We start from the raw sequence: 19,132 nt of genomic DNA, 5'->3' as shown, positions 1-19,132 counted from the left end.
TGCAGAAAAATCTTGCGCGCCAGCCGTCACCGTGGAAAATTTCCCACCTTCCTTTTGTCCCATTCCTGCCGCCAAGGCCGGTCTCCCATGCCCCATCCCTGCCTGACCTGCGGCGCCTGCTGCACCCAATACCGTGTTGCCTTCCACTGGATGGAATCGGACGAAGTCACCGAAGGCGGCGTGCCGCACCAGCTGACCCAGCGTCTGGATCCGCACCGGTTGTGCATGCAGGGCACCTACTCGGACCCGATCCGCTGCGTGGCCCTGGACTCGGAGATCGGCGTGTACTCACGCTGCACCATCCATCCGAACCGGCCCAGCGTATGCCGCGAGGTGGACGCCTCCTGGGAATACGGCAAGGCCAGCTCGCAGTGTGACCGCGCGCGCATCGCCCACGGCATGGAGCCTCTGACTCTGGCCGATTGGCGCTGGCGCGACGATGCCGACAATGATGACGATCATCCGGACGACAATGGCAACAGCCCGGCTTCGCCGCCGAATACGCCGATCGCGGCTTGAGGGTTGTGGGGTAGTTTTGGGCTTTGGGCTGTTGTGGTGGTTTTCATGCCGTCATTCCCGCGCAGGCGGGAATCGCTTTGGCTTTGGCTTTGGCTTTTCGCCGTTGCTCTGTGCAAAGCCAAGGCAGAAGCCGAAGCAAGAGCCAGAGCGATTCCCGCCTGCGCGGGAATGACGGCAAATGAATCAACGACATAAAAGCAGAAAGTCAGAAGCGAAAGGCAAGAAGCAAAAGCCCGCCCCTCAAAGCGCCTTGTAACGCCCCCACAACACTTCGAACTGCTGCGCAAAACTGCGCACCAGATTGCGGTCATTGCTGACCACCAGATTCTCATCGTTGTGTTCGGTCGCAGTGCGCGTCCAGTTGAAGCTGCCGTTGGCCAGCACCTTGCCGTCGAACAGCGCGAACTTGTGGTGCATGTGGTACTCGCTATGGTCTACACGCACCGGAATATCCGCATCATTCAGACGACGGATGTCATTCCCATCGTCGTAGACCTTGTCGTTGTCACTGATGATGCGCACCACCACGCCGCGCTTGTGCGCGTCCAGGATGACACCACTGAGACGGTCATCGGAAATGGTGAACACACAGATATCCAGTGTCTGCTTGGCTCCTGCGCACAGCGCGCGCAGCCGCTGCATGCAGGCATCGCCCGGCGAGAAATAGGTACTGGTCAGGGTTTCGACCGGGCCGGCGTTGACGTCCAAGGTGCGCACCACCTGTTCAACCCACTTCAGCATCGGCAGCGCTTCAGCCGGATTGGCATTGATCTGCTCGCGGGCGATATCGAAGGCACGATTGCGCAGGAAGCGCAGGCGGTCGGGCGGCAACTCCACGCCCAGCTCGCGTAGCGCGGAGCGTTCCTCGTTGCTCAAGCTGAGGTCCTGCGCGCTGTCACGCAGCTGACGGTCCAGGCTGTCGAAATCCATCCTTCACTCCCTGTGCAAAGAAGCACAGAGCTTCGCACACCCACGCGTGCCTGTAGGAGCGGCGTCGGCCGCGAAGCTGGTGCAATGGGAAAGGCCACAAAAGCTCCCCCCTCCCCAGCCCTCCCCTTGCCTTCGGCAAAGGGAGGGGGCAGAAGCAGGCATCGCGCGCGCTCAGAGCTTTTGTGGGAGCGGCGTCGGCCGCGAAGCTGGTGCAAAGAGAACGGCCGCAAAAGCTACCCCTCCCCAGCCCTCCCCTCCGCCTTCGGCGCAAGGGAGGGAGCAGAAGCAGGCATCGCGCGCGCTCAGGGCTTTTGTAGGAGCGGCGTCAGCCGCGAAGCTGGTGCAATGGGAAAGGCCACAAAAGCTCACCCCTCCCCAACCCTCCCCTCCGCCTTCGGCGCATGGGAGGGGGCAGAAGCAGGCATCGCGCGCGGTTTGCGCGAAACGCCAGGCAGCGGCTTGCAGGATGCAGAGGTAGCCGTAGCGTATCTATCCCTTGCTTCGCGGCTGACGCCGCTCCTACAAGTGCCCGCGCTGCCACCAGCCCCGGCTCACCCCAGCGGATTGCGTTCCAGGAAGGCGCGCACTGCCGGCACGATCACTTCGTGCTTGTCTTCCAACACATAGTGGTTGGCATCTTCGAACTCGGTCACTTCGGCCTGCGGCAATGCCTTGCGGAAGCCGGTCAGGAAGTGATGATCGAAGCAGATGTCACGCAGGCCCCAGGCGATGTACACCGGGCGATCGGCGAACGATGGGAGTGCTTGCGCCGCCCGCTCCAGCAGCGACCATGCCTTGTCGGCCGGCGACAGCGGGATGTCCTGCATGAAGCGGATGGTGGAAATGCGGTTGTGCCAGTTGTTGTACGGCGACACATAGGCGCGACGCACATCCGCCGGCATGCGCCGGCTCACGCCCAGCCATGAGGCACCGGCGGAGAACGCGTTGAAGGTACGGATGAACCATTCGCCCAGCTTCCAGTGCCGGCCCATGGCGATCTGCCACGGCATCGGCTTTTCCGGCGGCAACGGGAACGAGGCGGTATTGGTGATTACCAAGCGCTTGACCTGATCGTGGTGCGACAGCGCCCAGCCGAAGCCGATCATGCCGCCCCAGTCGTGCACGGCCAAGGTCACCGGACCGGTGATGCCCAGGTGCTTGAGCAGCGCATCCAGATCATCCACTCGCGACTGCAGGGTGTATTCGTAGCGGCTGTCGTCGGGCTTGTCGGACAGGCCCATGCCGATATGGTCCGGCACGATGCAGCGGTATTTGTCGCTCAGGCCGTTGACCAGGTGGCGCCACAGATAGCTCCACGACGGGTTGCCGTGCAGCATCACCACCACCTCGCCATCGCGCGGGCCTTCATCGATGTAGTTCATCGACAAGCCGGGGCGGACTTCGAAGCGGTGGGTCTTGCTGGGGTAACCGGGGAGTTTGTTCATCGGGCTGCACCTGCGGCTGCTAAGCCCCGCTCCCGTCGGGAGAGGGGTTGGGGAGAGGGTTGGTCGGAGCGGAGGAGCGTGGACTACCGCTCGAACTCCAGGCGCATGCGTGCTGCGCACGCGCCCCCTCTTCCGAACTGTCTCGTGGCACCCCCGCCTTCGCGGGGGCAGGCCCGTTGTTTCTCCCGCAAGGGGAGAAGGAAAAGCGTGCGTTCTGGAAGCTCGCGGCCAGGCCGGAACTTACCAGACCACCTCAGCCATCGTGCAGTTCAAGCCAGAACCAATACCCATCAGTGCGACACGGTCGCCCTTCTTGAGCTTGCCCAGCTGGCGCAGCTTGCTCAGCACGATCGGTACCGAAGCCGGGCCGATGTTGCCGTGCTCGCCAAAGATGGTCATCACCTTCTTCGGGTCGATGCCAAAGGCCTTGATGAAGGCATTGGTATGCGGCTGGCTGACCTGGTGGATCACGAACTGGTCGATCTCCTCCACCGCCCAACCCAGCGCTTCGCGCGTGGCTTCAAAGGTCTTGGTGGCCAGCTTGATGCCTTCGATCAGCAGCATGCGGGTGTCGGTGACCATGCGGTCCAGGTTGCCCACGCACAGCTTGTTCCACTGGTTGGCCGCACGGGTCACGCCGCCCTTGTAGCGCGGGGCGTCCGGCACCAGCTCCGAGCGCGCCATCACCATTGCTGCCGCACCGGAGCCGGTGGTCAGCGCGGCGACTTCGTCACGCATCTGCTGGGCGGTGATGTCCGGGGACATCATGCGCTCCAGGGTCTTCTCATAGACCAGGTTGGAGGTCTCGCCGTCGACGATCAACGCATAGTCGATGTCGCCGCGCTCCAACATCAGCGCCGCCATGTCCATGCCATTGATGAAGGCAAGACAGGCATTGGCGATGTCGAAGGTGACGCACGCTTCGCCGATGCCCAGGTTGCCGGACACGATCGAAGCGGTGGACGGCTCCAGGTAATCACGGCTGACCGAGGTATTGATCAGCAGACCAACTTTGTCGGCGGTGATGCCGGCATCTTCCAGCGCCTTGCGGCCGGCCATGGTGGCGGCGTCCGAGGCCTGTGTACCCTGGTCCCAAAGGCGGCGCGCATGGATGCCGGCGATATCGCCAAGCACGTCGGCACGAATGCCCAGGCGTTCCAGCGTGGGCTGGAGCCGCTCGTTGATTTCCTTTGAGGTCAGCGTATGCGGCGCATCAATATGCGCCAGTCCCGCGATCGAGACGTTTTGAAAAGGCATCAGAAAGCGCCAAGACTCAGGCGAAGGGGTCGCCATTCTAGCGCCTGCGCCTTTTTACCGCATCTTTACAAATCAGCGGCCCGGCGTATGGAGCCGCCGGGACCGTAAGACGGCCTGAAACTCAGCGCGGCGGGCACTGGAAGGCGGCAAAGCGCTGGCTGCCATCGGCCGGCAGACCGCTGGCCTGTACGGCATTGGCGCCGGCACTGGGGGCCTCGTTGCGGGCCAGGGTTTCCAGTTCTTCCTGCACGCGCAGCGGGTTGCGGTTGTAGAAGCCAACCTTGCTCTTTACCGACACCACGATCTCGCCCTTGGCTACGCAGCCCGGCGCAACCGGACCGGCGGGCAGGACGCGTACGGCCTTGCCGCTGGATTCAATCGGCACCCAGGTGCAGGCGGCGGTGCTGGCGATCAGGGCGGACAGAAGCAGAACGCGCATGGACTATTCCTTGTGAAGATCAGCAGGGATTGTGCCGGGAATGGATGAACAGATGGTGATCCCATGGATTGGGAGACGTCGTCCTGTAGTGCCGAGCCATGCTCGGCAAGGGGCTTTGCCAGCGGAAAGCTGCCCTCACCCCAACCCCTCTCCCGCAGGCGGGAGAGGGGCTTAAGCTGAAGCGGTGGGCTGAACTCTCCCGTAAACGGGAGAGGGGCTTTAAGCACAAGCGGTGGGCTCCGCCCTAGCGCTTACTTCTTCTCCACCGGCTTGCCGTCGGCGTCGATCACGGTCACTTCGCCCAGCTTCAGGGCGCGCACGGGGGCTTCGGTCTGCTTCAGGTCGCCTACCACCACCCAGGTCAGCTTGGACGGATCCAGGGTCTTGGCGGCCTCGGCAACCTGCGCCGGGGTCATCGCTTCGATCTCGGCCTTGCGCTTGAACACATAATCGTCCGGGCGGCCATAACGCACGATGCCACCGATGGTGCTCATCACCGCCGATGCGGTTTCATAGGCACCCGGCAGGCTCAGCGTCTGGATGTTGCGGATGCGGTTGACCTCCGCCTCCGTCGGCGGACGCTGGCCGCTGGCGAACTGGCTGATCTCGGCGTTCATTTCCTTCATCGCTTCACCGGTCTTGTCGATCTGTACCGGTGCAACCGCCATCCACGGGCGCTGGCCCAGTGCATTGGAGGCCGACGAACGCGCGCCATAGGACCAATGCTTGTCCTCACGCAGGTTCATGTTCAGGCGCGAGGTGAAGTCGCCACCCAGCACGCCATTGGCAATGTCGAAGCGGGTGGTGCCCGGGTCCATCGTTGACGGCGCCACTTGACCGGCGAACAGGTTGGCCTGCACCGCGCCCGGCTGGTCGATCAGGAACACCCGTGCTGCCTGCGGGCGATCAACATTGGTCAGGGCTTCCACCTTCGGCCGTGCGCCCTCGCCCTTCCAGTCACCGAAGCTGCGCTCCAGCAAGGGCACGAGGTCCTTCAAGGTGGTGTCGCCGACCACGATCAGGGTGGCGCCTTCCGGACGAATCCACTGCTTGTGGAAGGAGGTCAGGTCGTCGCGGGTCAGCGACCGGATGGCCGCTTCATTGCCGCTGCCGGTGAACGGAATCGCATACGGGTGGCCAGCGCCGTACAGCAGCGGCGGCAGCACGCGCATCGCCACCGCGTTCGGCTGCGCCTTCTCCTGCTGGATGCCAGCAATCCAGGTGGCCTTGATGCGGTCGATCTCGCTCTGCTCGAAGCGCGGTGCACGCACCACGTCGGCGTACAACGCCAGCGACGGTGCGAGGTTTTCCTTCAGTGCCGACAGGTACACGCTGGAACCGTCCAACGACGCACCGGCATTGACGCTGGCACCCAGGCTTTCCACCGCATCGGCGAAGGCCAGCGAGCCGAGCTGGCCAGCGCCTTCGTCCAGCATGCCCATGGTGAAGTTGGCGGTGCCCGGCTTGCGGCCACGGTCGGCGGTGAAGCCACCCGGGAACTCATAGCTGAACTGCACCACCGGAACATCATGGCGCTCAGCCAGCACCACCTGGGTGCCGTTCTTCAACGTGGCGCGCTGCAGCTGCGGGAACTTCAGTTCCGGGAAGCTGGTGGTCTTGGGCACGCCGGCGCTGCGGTCGACCTGGCTCGGCAGGGTGGTGTACTTGCTGTCCACGGCCGGCACGTTGAACGGCGCTGGCTTGACCGACGGCAGCTCGGCCAAGGCAACGCGCTCGCCCGGCTCGACCACCAGGGTGTGGTCGCCCACGCCCAGCCACTTGGCACCGGCTGCCTTGACGTCTGCAGCGGTAGCAGCGTCCACATTGGCCAGCGAGGTGCGGAAGCAACCCGGGTTGCCTTCATAGACGGCGCACTGTGCGAGTGCGTCGGCCTTGCCGCCGAAGCCACCAATACGTTCGATGCCACGCACGAAACCGGCGCGTGACTGCACCTTGGCGCGCTCCAGCTCATCGGCGGTCGGGCCTTCGGCGATCAGACGCTTCAGTTCTTCGTCGATGGCCGCCTCGACCTTGGCCGGGTCCACGCCCTGCTTGACCGTGGCCATGATCAGGAAGTTGGAGCCGAGCTGCGAGGCATCGGTCATCGCGCTGATGTTGTCGACCAGTTTGTCCTTGTGCAGCAGGCGCTGATCCAGACGCGAGGACTTGGCGCCGCCCAGCACGTAGGAGAACAGGTCGAGCTGATCAATATCGGTGGTGCCAACCTGGGCCACGTTCCAGGCACGGTAGATGCGCGCCTGCGGCACCTTGTCGGTCATCACTTCGCGGGTGGTGGCTGCGCGCTGCGCAACGTTCACCGCTGGCTGCGCCATGGTCGGGCCAGCCGGGATGTCGCCGAAGAATTTGGCGGCCTTTTCCTTGGCGGTGGCCACGTCGATGTCACCGGCCAGCACCAGCACCGCATTGTTCGGGCCGTACCAGGTCTGGAACCAGGTCTTTACGTCGTCCAGCGAGGCGGCGTTGAGATCGTTCATCGAGCCGATCACGCCGTGGTGGTACGGGTGACCCGCCGGGTACATGGCGCGGGTCAGCTTGTCCCAGACCTGGCCATAAGGCTGGTTCTCGCCCTGGCGCTTTTCGTTCTGCACCACGCCGCGCTGCTCATCCAAGGCGGCCTGATCGATGGCGCCGACCAGATGACCCATGCGGTCCGACTCCATCCACAGCGCCATGTCCAACGCGGTGGTCGGCACGTTCTGGAAATAGTTGGTGCGGTCGGTATTGGTGGTGCCGTTCTGGTCGGTGGCACCGACCTGCTTGAAGGGTTCAAAGAACTCGCCGTCGTGGTTTTCGCTGCGCTGGAACATCAAGTGTTCAAACAGATGCGCGAAGCCGGTGCGGCCGGCCGGTTCGTCCTTGGCACCAACGTGGTACCAGATGTTCACCGCAACGATCGGTGCCTTGCGGTCGGTGTGCACCACCACGCGCAGGCCGTTGGGCAGCGTGAACTCTTCATACGGAATGTCCACCGACGCAGCGGCGGCGGCCGGCTTGGCCTCCGCGACCAGCGGCATGCCAACAAATCCGCCGAGGGCGGCGCTCAGGGCCAGGGTCAACAAGGCGGTACGGGGCATAGCTGCGTTCATTCCATTTCCCTTGGGTATGAAGGTGAACGCTGATCCTAACCGGGCGCCGTCACAACGGCATACGCCATGCGTCATGGGTACGAAGCAGCTGTACCGGTGTCCGTCCGGTCGCTGCGGGCGCGGCGAGTGTCCGGACAGCGGACACTTCCAATAAACAACAATCTTTTATTTATCAATCAGATGCGATTGGCACGCATCCTGCTGCCTATTAATCGCAGCCAGATCACTTCAGACGATAAATGACTGAATGCTGAACAAATCAAAAAAAGTAAAGAAAGTTCTTGCACTACGAAATTCACTGTACTACCTTACTACCACACCACTGCCCACACACACCAAACAGGTCCCGCCATGAACGCCAAGTCTCTCGCCCTTGCCATCGCCCTCGTCGCCAGCACCGGCTTTGTTTCTTCGGTCCAGGCTTCGGATATCGTCACTTTGGACACCGTGCAGGTTCGCCCTTCGGCTGATCAGCTGGTGCAGGCCCAGCACGAAGCCAGCAGCAACATCCCGACCCTGGCAGCCGTGCAAGTCCGCCCCACCGTCGGCCAGATCGTCGAGCTGATGGCCGAACAGACCGCCAGCCAGCTTGCCTCCGCCAGCCCGGTCGCCATCGGCACCCGTGCCGGCAACTGGATGGTCTCGCTGCCGGCCATCACCGTCCGCCCGGACGTGGAGCTGGTGCAGTCCATGGCTGCAGAAGCTGCTGCTGAAGCCATCGGCAAGGTCGTCGCGCAGGGCATGGTTTCCAACTAAGCCAGCCATGACGCAACACCCGGCGTAAACTGCGCCGATGACTTCTGCCCCTGTTTTCGATGTAGTGCTTTACCAGCCCGAGATCCCGCCGAACACCGGCAATGTGATCCGGCTCTGCGCCAACACCGGCGCGCGGCTGCACCTGATCGAGCCTTTGGGTTTCGACCTCAGTGACAAGCAGCTAAAGCGCGCCGGCCTGGACTATCACGAGTACGCACAGATGCAGGTCCACCCGGACCTGGAAACCGCCTTGGCGCGCATCGCCCCGAAGCGTTTGTTTGCATTGAGTACCCGCTCCAGCGTCCGCTATGACAGCGTGCAGTTCGCCGATGGTGATGCCTTCCTGTTCGGCCCGGAAACCCGCGGCCTGCCGCAGGATCTGCTTGACTCGCTACCCGACGGCCACCGCCTGCGCCTGCCGATGCAGCCCAACAACCGCAGCCTGAACCTGTCCAACTCGGTCGCCGTGGTGGTGTATGAGGCGTGGCGGCAGCAGGGGTTTCCTGGCGGGGCGTGATTGGCGCCGATCTGCTTTTGTATTTTTGTGGGAGCGGCGTCAGCCGCGAAGCCATGGATCTGTCCGATTGCTGGCATGCCGGTGATTCCGGTGCTGTCAGCTTCGCGGCTCATGCCGCTCCCACAGCGTTGATGGCGCACCGGCAATGCCCCTGCCGAGCATGGCTCGGCACTACCAACGCTGCTGCAGAACCATGACTGCTTTTGTAGGAGCGGCGTCAGCCGCGAAGCTGGCAATGCGTTGGCTGAAGATCCATCGCCAAGAGCACCCCTCCCCAACCCTCCCCTTGGCTGCGCCAAAGGGAGGGGCAGCATGCCTGCAATCTGTCGGGACGCCGCGAACCGCTCTGCTCCCTCCCTTTGGCGCAGCCAAGGGAAGGGTTGGGGAGGGGTAAAGCTTTTAGCTTTTAGCTTTTAGCTTTTAGCTTCCGCAGCAAGCCCAACCACACCCGACTCACGCAACTCACGCAGCCGCTCACCATCGAGGGCAAGCACCTCTACCAACACCTCAGCCGTATGCTGCCCCAACACCGGCGCCGCCTGCTCATAGCGCAAGGGCGTTGCCGAAAACTTCAACGGATTACGCACCATCGCCACATTGCCACCGCCGGCGTGGGGCAATTCAATCCGTAGTCCACGCGCCTGCACCTGCGGATCGGCAAACACCTGATCGATGCGGTTGACCGGATTGGCCGGTACCACCGCTTTCTCCAGCGCCGCCAACCATTCGGCCGCCGGCCGCGTGCTCAGCACCTGCTGCAGCTGCGGCACCAGTAGCTCACGGTTCGCAACCCGTGCGTTGTTGCTGGAATAGCGCGGATCACGCGCCAGCTCAGGCTCCCCGATCACCTCGCACAGGCGTGCGAACTGGCCGTCATTGCCCACCGCCAGCATGAAATAGCCATCGGCCGCCGACATCACCTGATACGGCACGATGTTCGGATGCGCAGTGCCCTGCCGGGTCGGCACCACACCGCCGATCAGATAGTTGGAGGCCTGATTGGCCAGCCATGCGACCTGGGTATCCAGCAGCGCCAGATCAATCTGCTGACCAACGCCGCTGCGTTCGGCATGACGCAACGCAGCCAGAATTGCAGTGGCCGCATACATGCCGGTCATCAGATCGGTCGCGGCCACACCTACTTTCTGCGGGCCGGCACCGGCCGTACCGTCCGGTTCGCCGGTGACGCTCATCAGTCCGCCAATTGCCTGGATCGCCGCATCGTAGCCAGCACGCTGCGCATAAGGACCATCCTGGCCGTAGCCGGTGATCGAGCAATACACCAGCTTCGGGTTGATGGCCTGCAGGCTGGCGAAATCCAGCCCGTACTTCTTCAGGCCGCCGACCTTGTAGTTCTCCACCAGCACATCGCAACGCACGACCAGCTCGCGCAGCAGCAATTGGCCTTCGTCGGTGGTGAAATCAATCGCGACCGAACGTTTGCCCCGGTTGGCGCACAGGTAATACGCAGATTCACTGCTGTCATTCCCTTCAACGTCCTGTAGAAACGGCGGGCCCCAGCTGCGGGTGTCGTCCCCCACACCGGGACGCTCGATCTTGATCACATCCGCACCGAAATCGGCCAGCACCTGCGTGGCCCAAGGGCCGGCAAGGATGCGCGACAGGTCGAGAACACGAACACCATCGAGCAGCTTCATTTCGGCCACCATGTCCTGCAGGCCTGCGGCAGCACGGGCTGCCAGCCAATGGCTTGCTGGAAGGCCTCTGCCAGCGCGATCAGCGTGAGTTCGTCGCCTATATTGCCGATCAGCTGCATGCCTGCCGGCAACTCGCCCGCCGCTACCGGCAGCGGTACCGACAAGGCTGGATTGCCAGCAAGGTTCGCGTACGCGGTCAGGTCGGCCTGACTGGCGGGAGCTGGCGTACCGAACGGGAATGCACGCTGCGGCGCAGTCGGCATCACCAGCACGTCGCAACGCGCCAGCCACTGCTGCAGTTGCACCTGGCCACGATCAGCCAGCTGTGAGGCAGCGGCAAACTCGGCCGCGCTGCGCCCTTCCGCCCAGGACATCATCTTGCTCAACAACGGCGAGAACCTGCTGCGGTCACCGGCCCAGGCATCGGCGTGTTCGACCAGCAGTTCGGCTTCGCTCATCAACAAACCAGCGCGGCGTGCACGTGCCGACGCAAATGCCGGTGCCGGCAGCGGTTTCAGCTGATGGCCCAATCCGACCAGCACGCGCAGGCCATCCTCGAACGCCGTCTGTACATCGGGCGCGATCTCGGCGGCATCAAACAGATCGACCACACCGATGCGCAGCGCCGACCTGTCAGCGGGCAGGTATTGAACGAAACGTGATTGCGCGCAGTCCGGATCGAAACCGGACATGAGCTGCAGCAACAGGCGCAGGTCGCGCGCCGAACGCGTCAACGGGCCGATGTGATCCAGCCGCCTGCACAGGGCCACTGTGCCGCGTGTACTGATTGCCCCCCAGCTCGGTTTGAGCCCGACCACACCGCAATAGCTGGCCGGGATGCGCACCGAGCCCATGGTGTCGGTGCCCAGCGCCGCTGCGCACAAACCCGCCGCTACCGCTGCGCCACTGCCACCGCTGGAACCGCCTGGTGTGTAGCCGTGCCTGTGCGGGTTGTGGCAGGCGCCGTAGAACGGATTGTCGTTGTCGGCGCCCATCGCCGCTTCGTGCATGTTGAGCTTGCCGACAATCACCGCGCCGGCTGCACGCAATGCGGCCACGGCCGGATTGTCGGTGCTGGCCGCCGCGCTATGACGGCGGGTTTCCATGCCGGCAGTAGTGACCATGCCGGCGACGTCGATATTGTCCTTGACCGCGATCGACAGGCCTTCCAAAGGGCGAGCCAAACCACGCTGGCGACGTTGCTGGGATTGCACGGCCGCAGCCAACGCGCCTTCCGCATCGATGTGGATATAGCTGTTGATCTGCACCTGGCTGGCGGCAATGGCCGCCAGCTGCTGCTCGATCAGCTGCGTGCAGCTGATATCGCCGGCCGCCAGCAAGGCTGCCTGCGCCGTCATGTCCATGCTCAACAACTGCGCATCGGCCTTGCTCACGCGGTCTTCCTCAAGCGAAACGTTTATCGATCAGGCGCACCGGCTTCTGCCGTACCTCGATACCGGTCAATGCCGCCAGCGCGCCCGGGGCGGCCAGCACGATGCTCATTTCAACACCGAGGCGCTGGCGCAGCAACGCAGCGAACTCCGCTGCCAGCTGCGCGTCATCCAGCGCGCCACGGGTTTCCACGTGCACAGCTAGGTCATCGCGACCACCTTCGTCGCGGCTGGCGACGCAGATGAACTCACCGGCGAACGATGCATGTTCTTCCAACACCGGTGCCATCGCCTGCGGAAACACATTGATGCCGCGGATCTTGACCATGTTGTCGCTGCGGCCAAGGAAACCTTCGATGCGGCGCAGGTTCATGCCCAGCGGTGACGGCGTGGTCAGCACACGGGTCACGTCATGGGTATTGAAGCGGATGATCGGGTAGATGTCGTCCTTGTACAGGCAGGTGACCACCATGTCGCCGGTGTCACCATCGGCCACCAGTTCACCGCTGTCCACGTCGAGGATTTCGACGTACTGCGCGTCTTCCATCAGGTACAGGCCATCCTGGTCCGGGCCCTGCCCGGCAATCGCGCCGGTATCGCCCACGCCATACCAGTCGTACAGTTCGACCCCGCCCCAGGCTGCCGACAGCGACTCGCGCGATTCGCGCCCCAAGTGGCCGCAGATCATCCGTACCGGGATGTCCTTGCCCGGCACCAGGCCATTCTCGCGGGCCACGTCGGCCAGCTTCTTGATGTAGTCGGCAAAGCCAACAATCACGTTGGCGCCCATGTTCTTCATCAGCTGCACCTGCTGCGCCGAACGCATCTCGATGCCGGTGCCGGCCGAACAGAACAGTGCCTGCGTGTAATGCGTCACCGCCTCACGCACGTAGTGGCCGCCGTTGATCATGCCGTGGCCGTACACCGAGTGCACCACGTCGCCGGGCTGCATGCCCTGCCAGCGATAGAGACGCGCCAGCAGCAGGCTCTGCACTTCGCGCGAATGCGGTGAGAACACCAGCGGCTGCGGGCGACCGGTGGTGCCGGAGGTGGTGTGGAATACCAGCGGCTTGTTGCCAGCCTCGGTGCCGTCCTGCCATCCGTGGAAATCGCCCAGCGGCGGATTGGCTTCGACCGAGGCCATGATTTCGTGCTTGCCGAACACCGGCAGCTTGCTGATGTCGTCCAGGCTCTGGATGTCGCCCGGGGTGATTCCGGCATTGCCCCACAGGCGCTGATAGAACGGAATCTGCCAGGCGCGGGCCACGCAACGCAGGAACATTGCGTTCTGCTCGGCGCGCAGTTCCTCGCGGCTGATGTTCTTGAACTTGTCGGTGAAGGCCTGGTCCAGCGGGAACTGCTTGAGCAGCTCCTTGACATCGAAGGATTCGAAATAGGTGGCGTAGGTCATGGGGTCTCGACAATCAGCAGGTCGACCAGCTGCCTGACATCGTCGATGTCCTGCAGATGGTCGAAGTGGGAGATCAGGGCAGCACGGTGGCCGGCGTCGAAGGGACGCGCGGCGTGGTCAAGGCAGTGGTGGAACTTTTCAAGCTGCTGGGCGCGCGACAGCGGCCGTTGCGGCGAGCCGATGGCGGCATCGCGATGGTTGTGCAGCACGCGGCCGTCACCCAGGGTGACCGTCATCGATTGCGGCACCAGCGCATTGGGATCGTCGCAGTCGTTCGGCACCAGACTGACCCGATTGGCGAACGCGGCCAGCTGCGCATCGGCGAGCTTGTCCGGCGCATAGGCGGACAAGCCGACCTTGCCATCGAGCAGCACGGTACCCAGCAGGAACGGCAGGCACAGCCGTGCGTAGCTGGTTTCCATTGCGGGCTGATAGCTGCGCCCGACCAAGCGGCGCACCAGCGGCGGCGCCTGCAGTTCAATGCTGGCGACGTTGTCCAGATTCAGACCGTGCTGCTGGCGCAGCTCCATCAGCATGTCCTGTGCGGCATGCGCGGCGCCGCCGGTCGGGAACACCTTGTGGCTTACGGTGAGCACCTGCGCCTCGCGCGCGGCCAGTTTCTGCAGCGACGGTCCGACGTCGAATTCGCCCTCGATCAGCGGCAGATAGCCGAACGGCCCTTCCAGCATCTCACGCGGCGCCGGGAAGCCATTGTGCGCCAGCTCCCAGCAGCTCAAGGCTGCGCGCGCGTTCAACGCGACCTGCAAGGCCAGCGTCGGCGAACCTTCCACATGTGCCTGCATGGTGCCGGACAGATGGCTGTAAGTCAGGCCGAGCGCGCGACGTAGCAGCTCTTCGTCGGCACCATGCAGATGGGCAATGCCTGCAGCTGCACCGAGTGCGCCACACATCGAAGGGCGGAAGAAGCGCATCGGCGCGCGGCCACTGATGCCAATCAAGGTAGCTACATCGACCGCAACATTGAGCGCCGCGATCAATGCCTTGCCATCGACCGCCACGCCGTCGACGTTTGCGCGCTGCTCAGCGGCGGCAATCAAGGCCGATTGAATCACCGCCAGCGGATGCACCACCGCCGGCATATGCACACAGTCAAATTCCTGGCTGTGGATCTGGTAGCCGTTGACCATCGCGGCGCTGGCTGCAGGCAACGTTTCGCCAGTCACCCAGACTCGTGCGGCATTGCCGCTGCCGTAGCTGGTGGTGCTGCGCCGCACCGTCTGGGTCAGCGGTACCTGCGGGCCGGAGCCAGAAAGCCCCACGGCCGCCGAATCCATCACGAACACCTTCGTAACCGCGACCGCCTCGGCGGAAAGGTCTTCAAAACGCAGCGTGCTTGCATGCTGCAACAGCGCTTCAGTCAATCGCATCAGGCCACCCGCGCCAACATGGCGTTCAAGGCGTCCAGACTGCCGCCATTGGCCAGCGCCTGCACCTGCCCAAAGAGGGGTTGCGCCAAGCCTGCGGATACGCCACCCCATTGCGCCAAAGCCAGCGCCTTGGCCAGCACGTCGTCGGCCGACATCGGGCATTCCGGATCGCCCCAGGCATCGATGCGCTCGGCCTGCACGCTGCGGCCATCGGCCAGACACAGCTGCACGTTGGCGCCGTAGTACGTTGGGAAACGCTGGCTGCAGGACGCATCCTCGATCAGCGCGATACGCTGCCGCCACGGCGCCAGCTCGCCATCGCTGCAGGCTTCGCTGGTGTAGTGCTCAAGCTGCGGCCGGCCGTTGACCAGGATCGAGGCCAGCGCGTGCTGCAGGCTGAACTTGGCCTCCAACTCGGTCTGCGGCTGCGCGCGATCGCAGAAGCGCAGGGCCTCGGCATAGGTGCGTACTTCGATGCGTTCAATCTGCGTGACGTCAGCAGCATCAAGCTGCACCATCGCTTCCAGCATCGCATCGATTGCCGGATGTGCATGGCGGCAGGCCGGCCACGGCTTCAGGCTGGTGCTGTGGATCAGCCAATCGTCCTCATCGGCAACCACCAGTTCCGGCACGGCATCCGGCGCGGTGGCGGCAAACAGACCCTGCTCGCCTTCCAGTATCCTGCGCGGCCCACGCATGCCCGCCAGCGCCAACTGCGCCGCCAGCCAGCCACTGCGTGCGGCTTCGGCGTTGTGCAATGACTTGGTCGGCACCGGCTCGTGGCGCATCTGCCATAGCCCGCCAGTTCGGCTGCCGGCATTGCCCAGCGCGTCGGCCAGTGATTCGATTGGCAGGCGCAGCACCGATGCAGCCGCAGCCGCCGCGCCAAACGCGCCAGCAGTCGAGGTGGGATGCCAATAGCGGTAATGCGCCTTGCCCAGCGCACGGCCGATACGGATGGTCGCTTCGTAGCCGCGCACGATCGCATCGAGCAGCGCCGTCGCATCCGCGCCTTCAGCCTGTGCTGCAGCCAGCGCGACCGGGATGACGACCGGGCCGGGATGCAGGATGGCAGCGCGGTGCACATCGTCCATTTCCAGCACATTACCGAGCGCGGCATTGAGCAGCAGCGCGTCGGCTGCACTGCGGCGGCCAGCGCCCAGGGCCACCACATTGCCGCCAGCCTGCGCCTGCACCACCGACTGCAGCTGGGCGGCAATCGGATAGCGCAACGCAGCCAGGGCGCAGCCCAGCCAATCGACCAACAGCAAGGCGGCACGCTCACGGGCGGCGGCATCCACCGGCCGTTGCAGGCGCTGGGCGAGCTGTTCGGTAAGGCTGGCAACAGGCGTGGTCATCGCGCGATGAGGTCTCGGTGCAGGCCCGCAACAGCGGGTTTGGGTGGTGGGAACAGCAACCGCGTGAAAAGAGCATAACCGACTTTGTCCGGACATATCATATGATCCGTCTCCCGAACGCCGCAATCAGCCCCATGCCCCGAATTCTGGATGCCGACACTTTCTTCGACTACCTCGGGCAAGGACCCGACGTCTTCGCGCCCGGCTGTGCCGGCCATTCCCTGCTGTTCGAACACTGGCTGCGCAGTGGCGCCGAACACTGCGGCGGGCTGCGCTTCACCGGCGTGCACATCCCCACCGTCAACACCTTCGATTTTGCCGGACTGCACCCGCAGGCACGCCAGCGCACGATCTTCCTGAGCAGTGATCTGCGCAGTTCGTGGCTGGCGGGCCGCGTCGACTACCTGCCGATGACCTATACCGCCACCTGGCGTTGGCTGCGCGAAGGGGTGGCCTTCGACACCGTGCTGGTGCAGGTGGCGCCGCCGGACGAGGACGGCAACTGTTCGCTGGGCATCGCCTGCGACTTCACCCCGGCGGCCTGGCCCCGCGCGACCCGCATCCTCGCGCATATCAACCCGCGCATGCCGCGTACGCGTGGGTCGTCGATCCCGCTGTCGCGGATCACCGCCGCCATCGAGCAGGATGCGCCGTTGCTGGCCATTCCCGACCCGCCTGCCGATGCCGCAATGGATGCGGTTGCGGCACAGGTTGCCACCCTGGTGGAGGATGGCGCGACACTGCAGCTCGGCCTGGGCCGCCTGCAATCGGCGGTGCTGCGCGCGGTACGCGAGCGGCGCAACCTGCGCATCCACAGCGGCATGGTCTCCGACGGGCTGCTTGGCCTGCTCGAATCCGGCGCACTGTCGGCAGCACCGGATGCCGTGGTGGCTGGCGTCGCGCTGGGTACACAGGCGCTGTATGACATCGCCCCGCGCAGCATCAGTTTCCGCGAGGTCGGCCATACCCACGACCACAACGTACTGGCCGGTATCCCGCGCCTGACCGCCATCAACAGCGCGTTGTCGGTGGATCTGCTGGGCCAGGTGAACGGCGAGTTCCTGTCTGGACGCCAACTGAGTGGTGTGGGCGGCCTGCCTGATTTCCTGCAAGGCGCTCGCCAATCGACCGCTGGTCGCGGCATCATTGCACTCCCTGCCAGTACCCCGAAGGGCGAAAGCAGGATCGTGCCGATGCTACCCACCGGTCCCGTAAGCCTTGCCCGCGTAGATGCCGACTGCATCGTCAGCGAACATGGCGTAGCCGATCTACGCCACCTCGACGTCCATGCACGGGCCCAGGCCCTGATCGCCATCGCCGCACCCGAACACCGTGAACCCCTGCAGCGCAGCTGGCAGGAACTCTCGCTCAGACTTTGAACAAGGATCTGTACATATGACTGGTACGCGACGCAGCAAGCCCCGCTATGCCGAACTGGGCGACCTACTGCAGGCGGCAATCGAGAAGGGCGAGTACGCCGTTGGTACCTTGCTACCCACCGAACTGGAGCTATGTGAGCGTTTCAGCGTCAGCCGCCACACCGCACGCGCGGCCTTGGCGCAGTTGATCAGCGCCGGCCTGGTGCAGCGCCGCCCCGGCGCTGGCACGCGGGTGATCGCGCAGAACTCGGCGATGCGCTACGAACACGAGATCGACACAGTCGACCTGCTGATGCAGTACGGCAACAGCACCCGCCTGCAGGTGCTGGAGGCCGAGCGCAAGCTGGCCGACCATGCGATGGCGCAGCGCCTGGACATCCACGAAGGCAAGGAATACCTGCGCCTGCACTGCCTGCGCCTGGAAGAACAGACCCGCGAACCGATCGCCGTCACCGAAATGCTGATCCCGGTGCGCACCGGCGTACCCACCGAGAAATTGCTGGATGTGACCGGCGCTGCGCGTGCACTGGCCAAGTTCCTCGACCCGACCAAGCTGTCGCGAGTAGAACAGGTATTCGACGCGGCTTCCTTTGATGCAGCCGACGCCAAGCTGCTGGACATCAAGAAGAGCGAACCGGCGATGCGCGTGCAGCGCCGCTATCGCGATGCCAATGACCGCCTGATCCTGATCGCGGTCAGCCTGCATCCGCCGGGCCGGTTTGCATACTCGATGGTGCTTTCGCGCAATCACCGCTGATTGATGCCAAGCCTGCGTTTTGCGTCAGCCGAAACCCGATGCCAGAGCGCTGCCATCGGGTTTTTTGTGCGCCGTCGCCACCATTTAGGCAGCCCAGGGGAGCCGGCATCCGGTGTATTTCAGAAAGACCGCCAATAGCTGCGGGCGCGCTACGCTCAGCAGGGCTACATACCCGGCGGGCCGGCCAGCCCCGCCCCCTTCGGCGGCGTTCCGGACCTCGACGACTGCGCTGACAACGCCGGCAACCCACGGCTTCGGCTTGACACCCCGCAGCCAAAAACTGACGCTTACGCCATGAGTATCGACCTTACCCCTCTTGATCTTCGAGAGCTGAACACTCTCATCCGCGCCGCACAGGACAGGCACAAAGCGCTCACCCAACGTCAACCTGCAGAAAAGGTGAGGCGCAAACTCACCGCATTGGCCAAGCAGACCGGCTATACGATCGAGGAACTGTTCGGTCCCGGCGCAGATACCGTCGCAGCCAAGAGCAAGCCAGCCAAGCGTAAGGGGCCGAAGGTCAAACCGAAGTACCGCGACCCCGAGAACCGCTGGAACACCTGGACCGGCCGCGGCAAGATGCCGCTCTGGCTGGCCTCCAAGATCCGCTTCGGGCAGACCGCCACCGACTTCCTGATCCCCGGCGTGGCCAAGCTCACCCCGAAGGAAAAGGTACTCACCGGCAAGCGCAAGCTGTTCAAGCCCGGCTGAGTCAGAACGGCAAAACCGGGGTGCGCGTGGGGGTTGGGGACGGTACCCCCCCCCGCCGCCCCGGGTTTTTTGGGCGGAGGGCCGCCCCCCCCCAGTGGGTTTAAATAGT

At 64.1% G+C, this 19,132-nt stretch carries 16 protein-coding genes; 6 read left to right on the top strand and 10 right to left on the bottom strand.

Annotated features, from left to right (window positions below):
* The first annotated feature begins 87 nt into the window (after positions 1 to 87).
* Positions 88 to 519: a YkgJ family cysteine cluster protein gene (locus ACVOK8_RS11940; RefSeq protein ID WP_481566991.1), complete on the top strand. Its 432-nt coding sequence runs from the start codon at positions 88 to 90 to the stop codon at positions 517 to 519.
* 240 nt (positions 520 to 759) lie between these two features.
* On the opposite strand, the gene ACVOK8_RS11935 is transcribed toward ACVOK8_RS11940, so the two are convergent.
* The 5 genes from ACVOK8_RS11935 to ACVOK8_RS11915 all read right to left on the bottom strand — a co-directional run bounded on the left by ACVOK8_RS11935 (position 760) and on the right by ACVOK8_RS11915 (position 7,697).
* Positions 760 to 1,449 carry a phospholipase D-like domain-containing protein gene (locus ACVOK8_RS11935; protein WP_481566990.1) on the bottom strand — a complete coding sequence of 230 codons (690 nt, stop codon included), beginning with the start codon at positions 1,447 to 1,449 and terminating at the stop codon, positions 760 to 762.
* A gap of 551 nt (positions 1,450 to 2,000) precedes the next feature.
* Positions 2,001 to 2,894, bottom strand: coding sequence for an alpha/beta fold hydrolase (locus ACVOK8_RS11930; RefSeq protein ID WP_481566989.1), 894 nt, complete (start codon positions 2,892 to 2,894; stop codon positions 2,001 to 2,003).
* A 240-nt stretch (positions 2,895 to 3,134) separates the two neighbouring features.
* A complete protein-coding gene (locus tag ACVOK8_RS11925) occupies positions 3,135 to 4,151 on the bottom strand; it encodes a 3-oxoacyl-ACP synthase III (RefSeq protein ID WP_296252970.1) in 1,017 nt (338 codons plus the stop codon).
* A gap of 121 nt (positions 4,152 to 4,272) precedes the next feature.
* Positions 4,273 to 4,590, bottom strand: a complete 318-nt coding sequence (locus ACVOK8_RS11920) for a DUF4156 domain-containing protein (protein WP_481566988.1) — start codon at positions 4,588 to 4,590, stop codon at positions 4,273 to 4,275.
* A 251-nt stretch (positions 4,591 to 4,841) separates the two neighbouring features.
* Entirely contained in the window at positions 4,842 to 7,697 is a 2,856-nt protein-coding gene (locus ACVOK8_RS11915) for a M16 family metallopeptidase (protein WP_481566987.1), read from the bottom strand.
* 351 nt (positions 7,698 to 8,048) lie between these two features.
* Here ACVOK8_RS11915 and ACVOK8_RS11910 point away from each other — a divergent pair, with 351 nt between their 5' ends.
* The gene (locus ACVOK8_RS11910; protein ID WP_481553608.1) at positions 8,049 to 8,453 is read left to right on the top strand and encodes a hypothetical protein; all 405 of its coding nucleotides are present in this window, start codon (positions 8,049 to 8,051) and stop codon (positions 8,451 to 8,453) included.
* Positions 8,454 to 8,490: 37 nt separating this feature from the next.
* Positions 8,491 to 8,970, top strand: a complete 480-nt coding sequence (gene trmL, locus ACVOK8_RS11905) for a tRNA (uridine(34)/cytosine(34)/5-carboxymethylaminomethyluridine(34)-2'-O)-methyltransferase TrmL (RefSeq protein ID WP_481512403.1) — start codon at positions 8,491 to 8,493, stop codon at positions 8,968 to 8,970.
* A gap of 413 nt (positions 8,971 to 9,383) precedes the next feature.
* Here trmL and ACVOK8_RS11900 read toward each other — a convergent pair whose 3' ends face one another.
* The 5 genes from ACVOK8_RS11900 to ACVOK8_RS11880 are packed head-to-tail and all read right to left on the bottom strand — an operon-like array spanning position 9,384 to position 16,176.
* Positions 9,384 to 10,628, bottom strand: a complete 1,245-nt coding sequence (locus ACVOK8_RS11900) for a CaiB/BaiF CoA transferase family protein (protein WP_481566986.1) — start codon at positions 10,626 to 10,628, stop codon at positions 9,384 to 9,386.
* Positions 10,625 to 12,022: an amidase gene (locus ACVOK8_RS11895; protein WP_481566985.1), complete on the bottom strand. Its 1,398-nt coding sequence runs from the start codon at positions 12,020 to 12,022 to the stop codon at positions 10,625 to 10,627. The genes ACVOK8_RS11900 and ACVOK8_RS11895 overlap by 4 nt, the downstream gene beginning before the upstream one ends.
* 10 nt (positions 12,023 to 12,032) lie before the next feature.
* On the bottom strand, positions 12,033 to 13,430 hold the full coding sequence (locus ACVOK8_RS11890) for a phenylacetate--CoA ligase family protein (protein WP_481566984.1): 1,398 nt from the start codon (positions 13,428 to 13,430) through the stop codon (positions 12,033 to 12,035).
* Positions 13,427 to 14,818: an MmgE/PrpD family protein gene (locus ACVOK8_RS11885; RefSeq protein ID WP_481566983.1), complete on the bottom strand. Its 1,392-nt coding sequence runs from the start codon at positions 14,816 to 14,818 to the stop codon at positions 13,427 to 13,429. Before ACVOK8_RS11885 ends, ACVOK8_RS11890 begins: the two co-directional genes overlap by 4 nt.
* Complete coding sequence (locus tag ACVOK8_RS11880) at positions 14,818 to 16,176, bottom strand: MmgE/PrpD family protein (protein ID WP_481566982.1); 1,359 nt, start codon at positions 16,174 to 16,176, stop codon at positions 14,818 to 14,820. Before ACVOK8_RS11880 ends, ACVOK8_RS11885 begins: the two co-directional genes overlap by 1 nt.
* A 134-nt stretch (positions 16,177 to 16,310) precedes the next feature.
* On the opposite strand from ACVOK8_RS11880, the gene ACVOK8_RS11875 reads away from it, so the two are divergent.
* From ACVOK8_RS11875 to ACVOK8_RS11865, 3 genes are all read left to right on the top strand, one after another.
* Positions 16,311 to 17,555, top strand: coding sequence for an acetyl-CoA hydrolase/transferase family protein (locus tag ACVOK8_RS11875; protein ID WP_481566981.1), 1,245 nt, complete (start codon positions 16,311 to 16,313; stop codon positions 17,553 to 17,555).
* A gap of 16 nt (positions 17,556 to 17,571) precedes the next feature.
* Positions 17,572 to 18,312 (top strand): GntR family transcriptional regulator, encoded by a 741-nt coding sequence (locus ACVOK8_RS11870; RefSeq protein WP_481566980.1) that lies wholly within the window; start codon positions 17,572 to 17,574, stop codon positions 18,310 to 18,312.
* A 399-nt stretch (positions 18,313 to 18,711) separates the two neighbouring features.
* On the top strand, positions 18,712 to 19,023 hold the full coding sequence (locus ACVOK8_RS11865; protein ID WP_481566979.1) for an H-NS histone family protein: 312 nt from the start codon (positions 18,712 to 18,714) through the stop codon (positions 19,021 to 19,023).
* Positions 19,024 to 19,132: the final 109 nt, after the last annotated feature.

The organism is Stenotrophomonas sp. STEN083 (genome assembly GCF_056759195.1).
This window is presented reverse-complemented; position numbering and strand designations above follow the sequence as displayed.

Bases quoted from the DNA above. Each gene is read 5' to 3' on its own strand.
- ACVOK8_RS11940 (WP_481566991.1), top strand. From the start codon at position 88: ATGCCCCATCCCTGCCTGACCTGCGGCGCCTGCTGCACCCAATACCGT.
- ACVOK8_RS11880 (WP_481566982.1), bottom strand. From the start codon at position 16,176: ATGACCACGCCTGTTGCCAGCCTTACCGAACAGCTCGCCCAGCGCCTG.
- ACVOK8_RS11910 (WP_481553608.1), top strand. From the start codon at position 8,049: ATGAACGCCAAGTCTCTCGCCCTTGCCATCGCCCTCGTCGCCAGCACC.
- ACVOK8_RS11915 (WP_481566987.1), bottom strand. From the start codon at position 7,697: ATGAACGCAGCTATGCCCCGTACCGCCTTGTTGACCCTGGCCCTGAGC.
- ACVOK8_RS11930 (WP_481566989.1), bottom strand. From the start codon at position 2,894: ATGAACAAACTCCCCGGTTACCCCAGCAAGACCCACCGCTTCGAAGTC.
- ACVOK8_RS11875 (WP_481566981.1), top strand. From the start codon at position 16,311: ATGCCCCGAATTCTGGATGCCGACACTTTCTTCGACTACCTCGGGCAA.
- ACVOK8_RS11920 (WP_481566988.1), bottom strand. From the start codon at position 4,590: ATGCGCGTTCTGCTTCTGTCCGCCCTGATCGCCAGCACCGCCGCCTGC.
- ACVOK8_RS11890 (WP_481566984.1), bottom strand. From the start codon at position 13,430: ATGACCTACGCCACCTATTTCGAATCCTTCGATGTCAAGGAGCTGCTC.
- trmL (WP_481512403.1), top strand. From the start codon at position 8,491: ATGACTTCTGCCCCTGTTTTCGATGTAGTGCTTTACCAGCCCGAGATC.
- ACVOK8_RS11925 (WP_296252970.1), bottom strand. From the start codon at position 4,151: ATGCCTTTTCAAAACGTCTCGATCGCGGGACTGGCGCATATTGATGCG.
- ACVOK8_RS11900 (WP_481566986.1), bottom strand. From the start codon at position 10,628: ATGAAGCTGCTCGATGGTGTTCGTGTTCTCGACCTGTCGCGCATCCTT.
- ACVOK8_RS11870 (WP_481566980.1), top strand. From the start codon at position 17,572: ATGACTGGTACGCGACGCAGCAAGCCCCGCTATGCCGAACTGGGCGAC.
- ACVOK8_RS11935 (WP_481566990.1), bottom strand. From the start codon at position 1,449: ATGGATTTCGACAGCCTGGACCGTCAGCTGCGTGACAGCGCGCAGGAC.
- ACVOK8_RS11885 (WP_481566983.1), bottom strand. From the start codon at position 14,818: ATGCGATTGACTGAAGCGCTGTTGCAGCATGCAAGCACGCTGCGTTTT.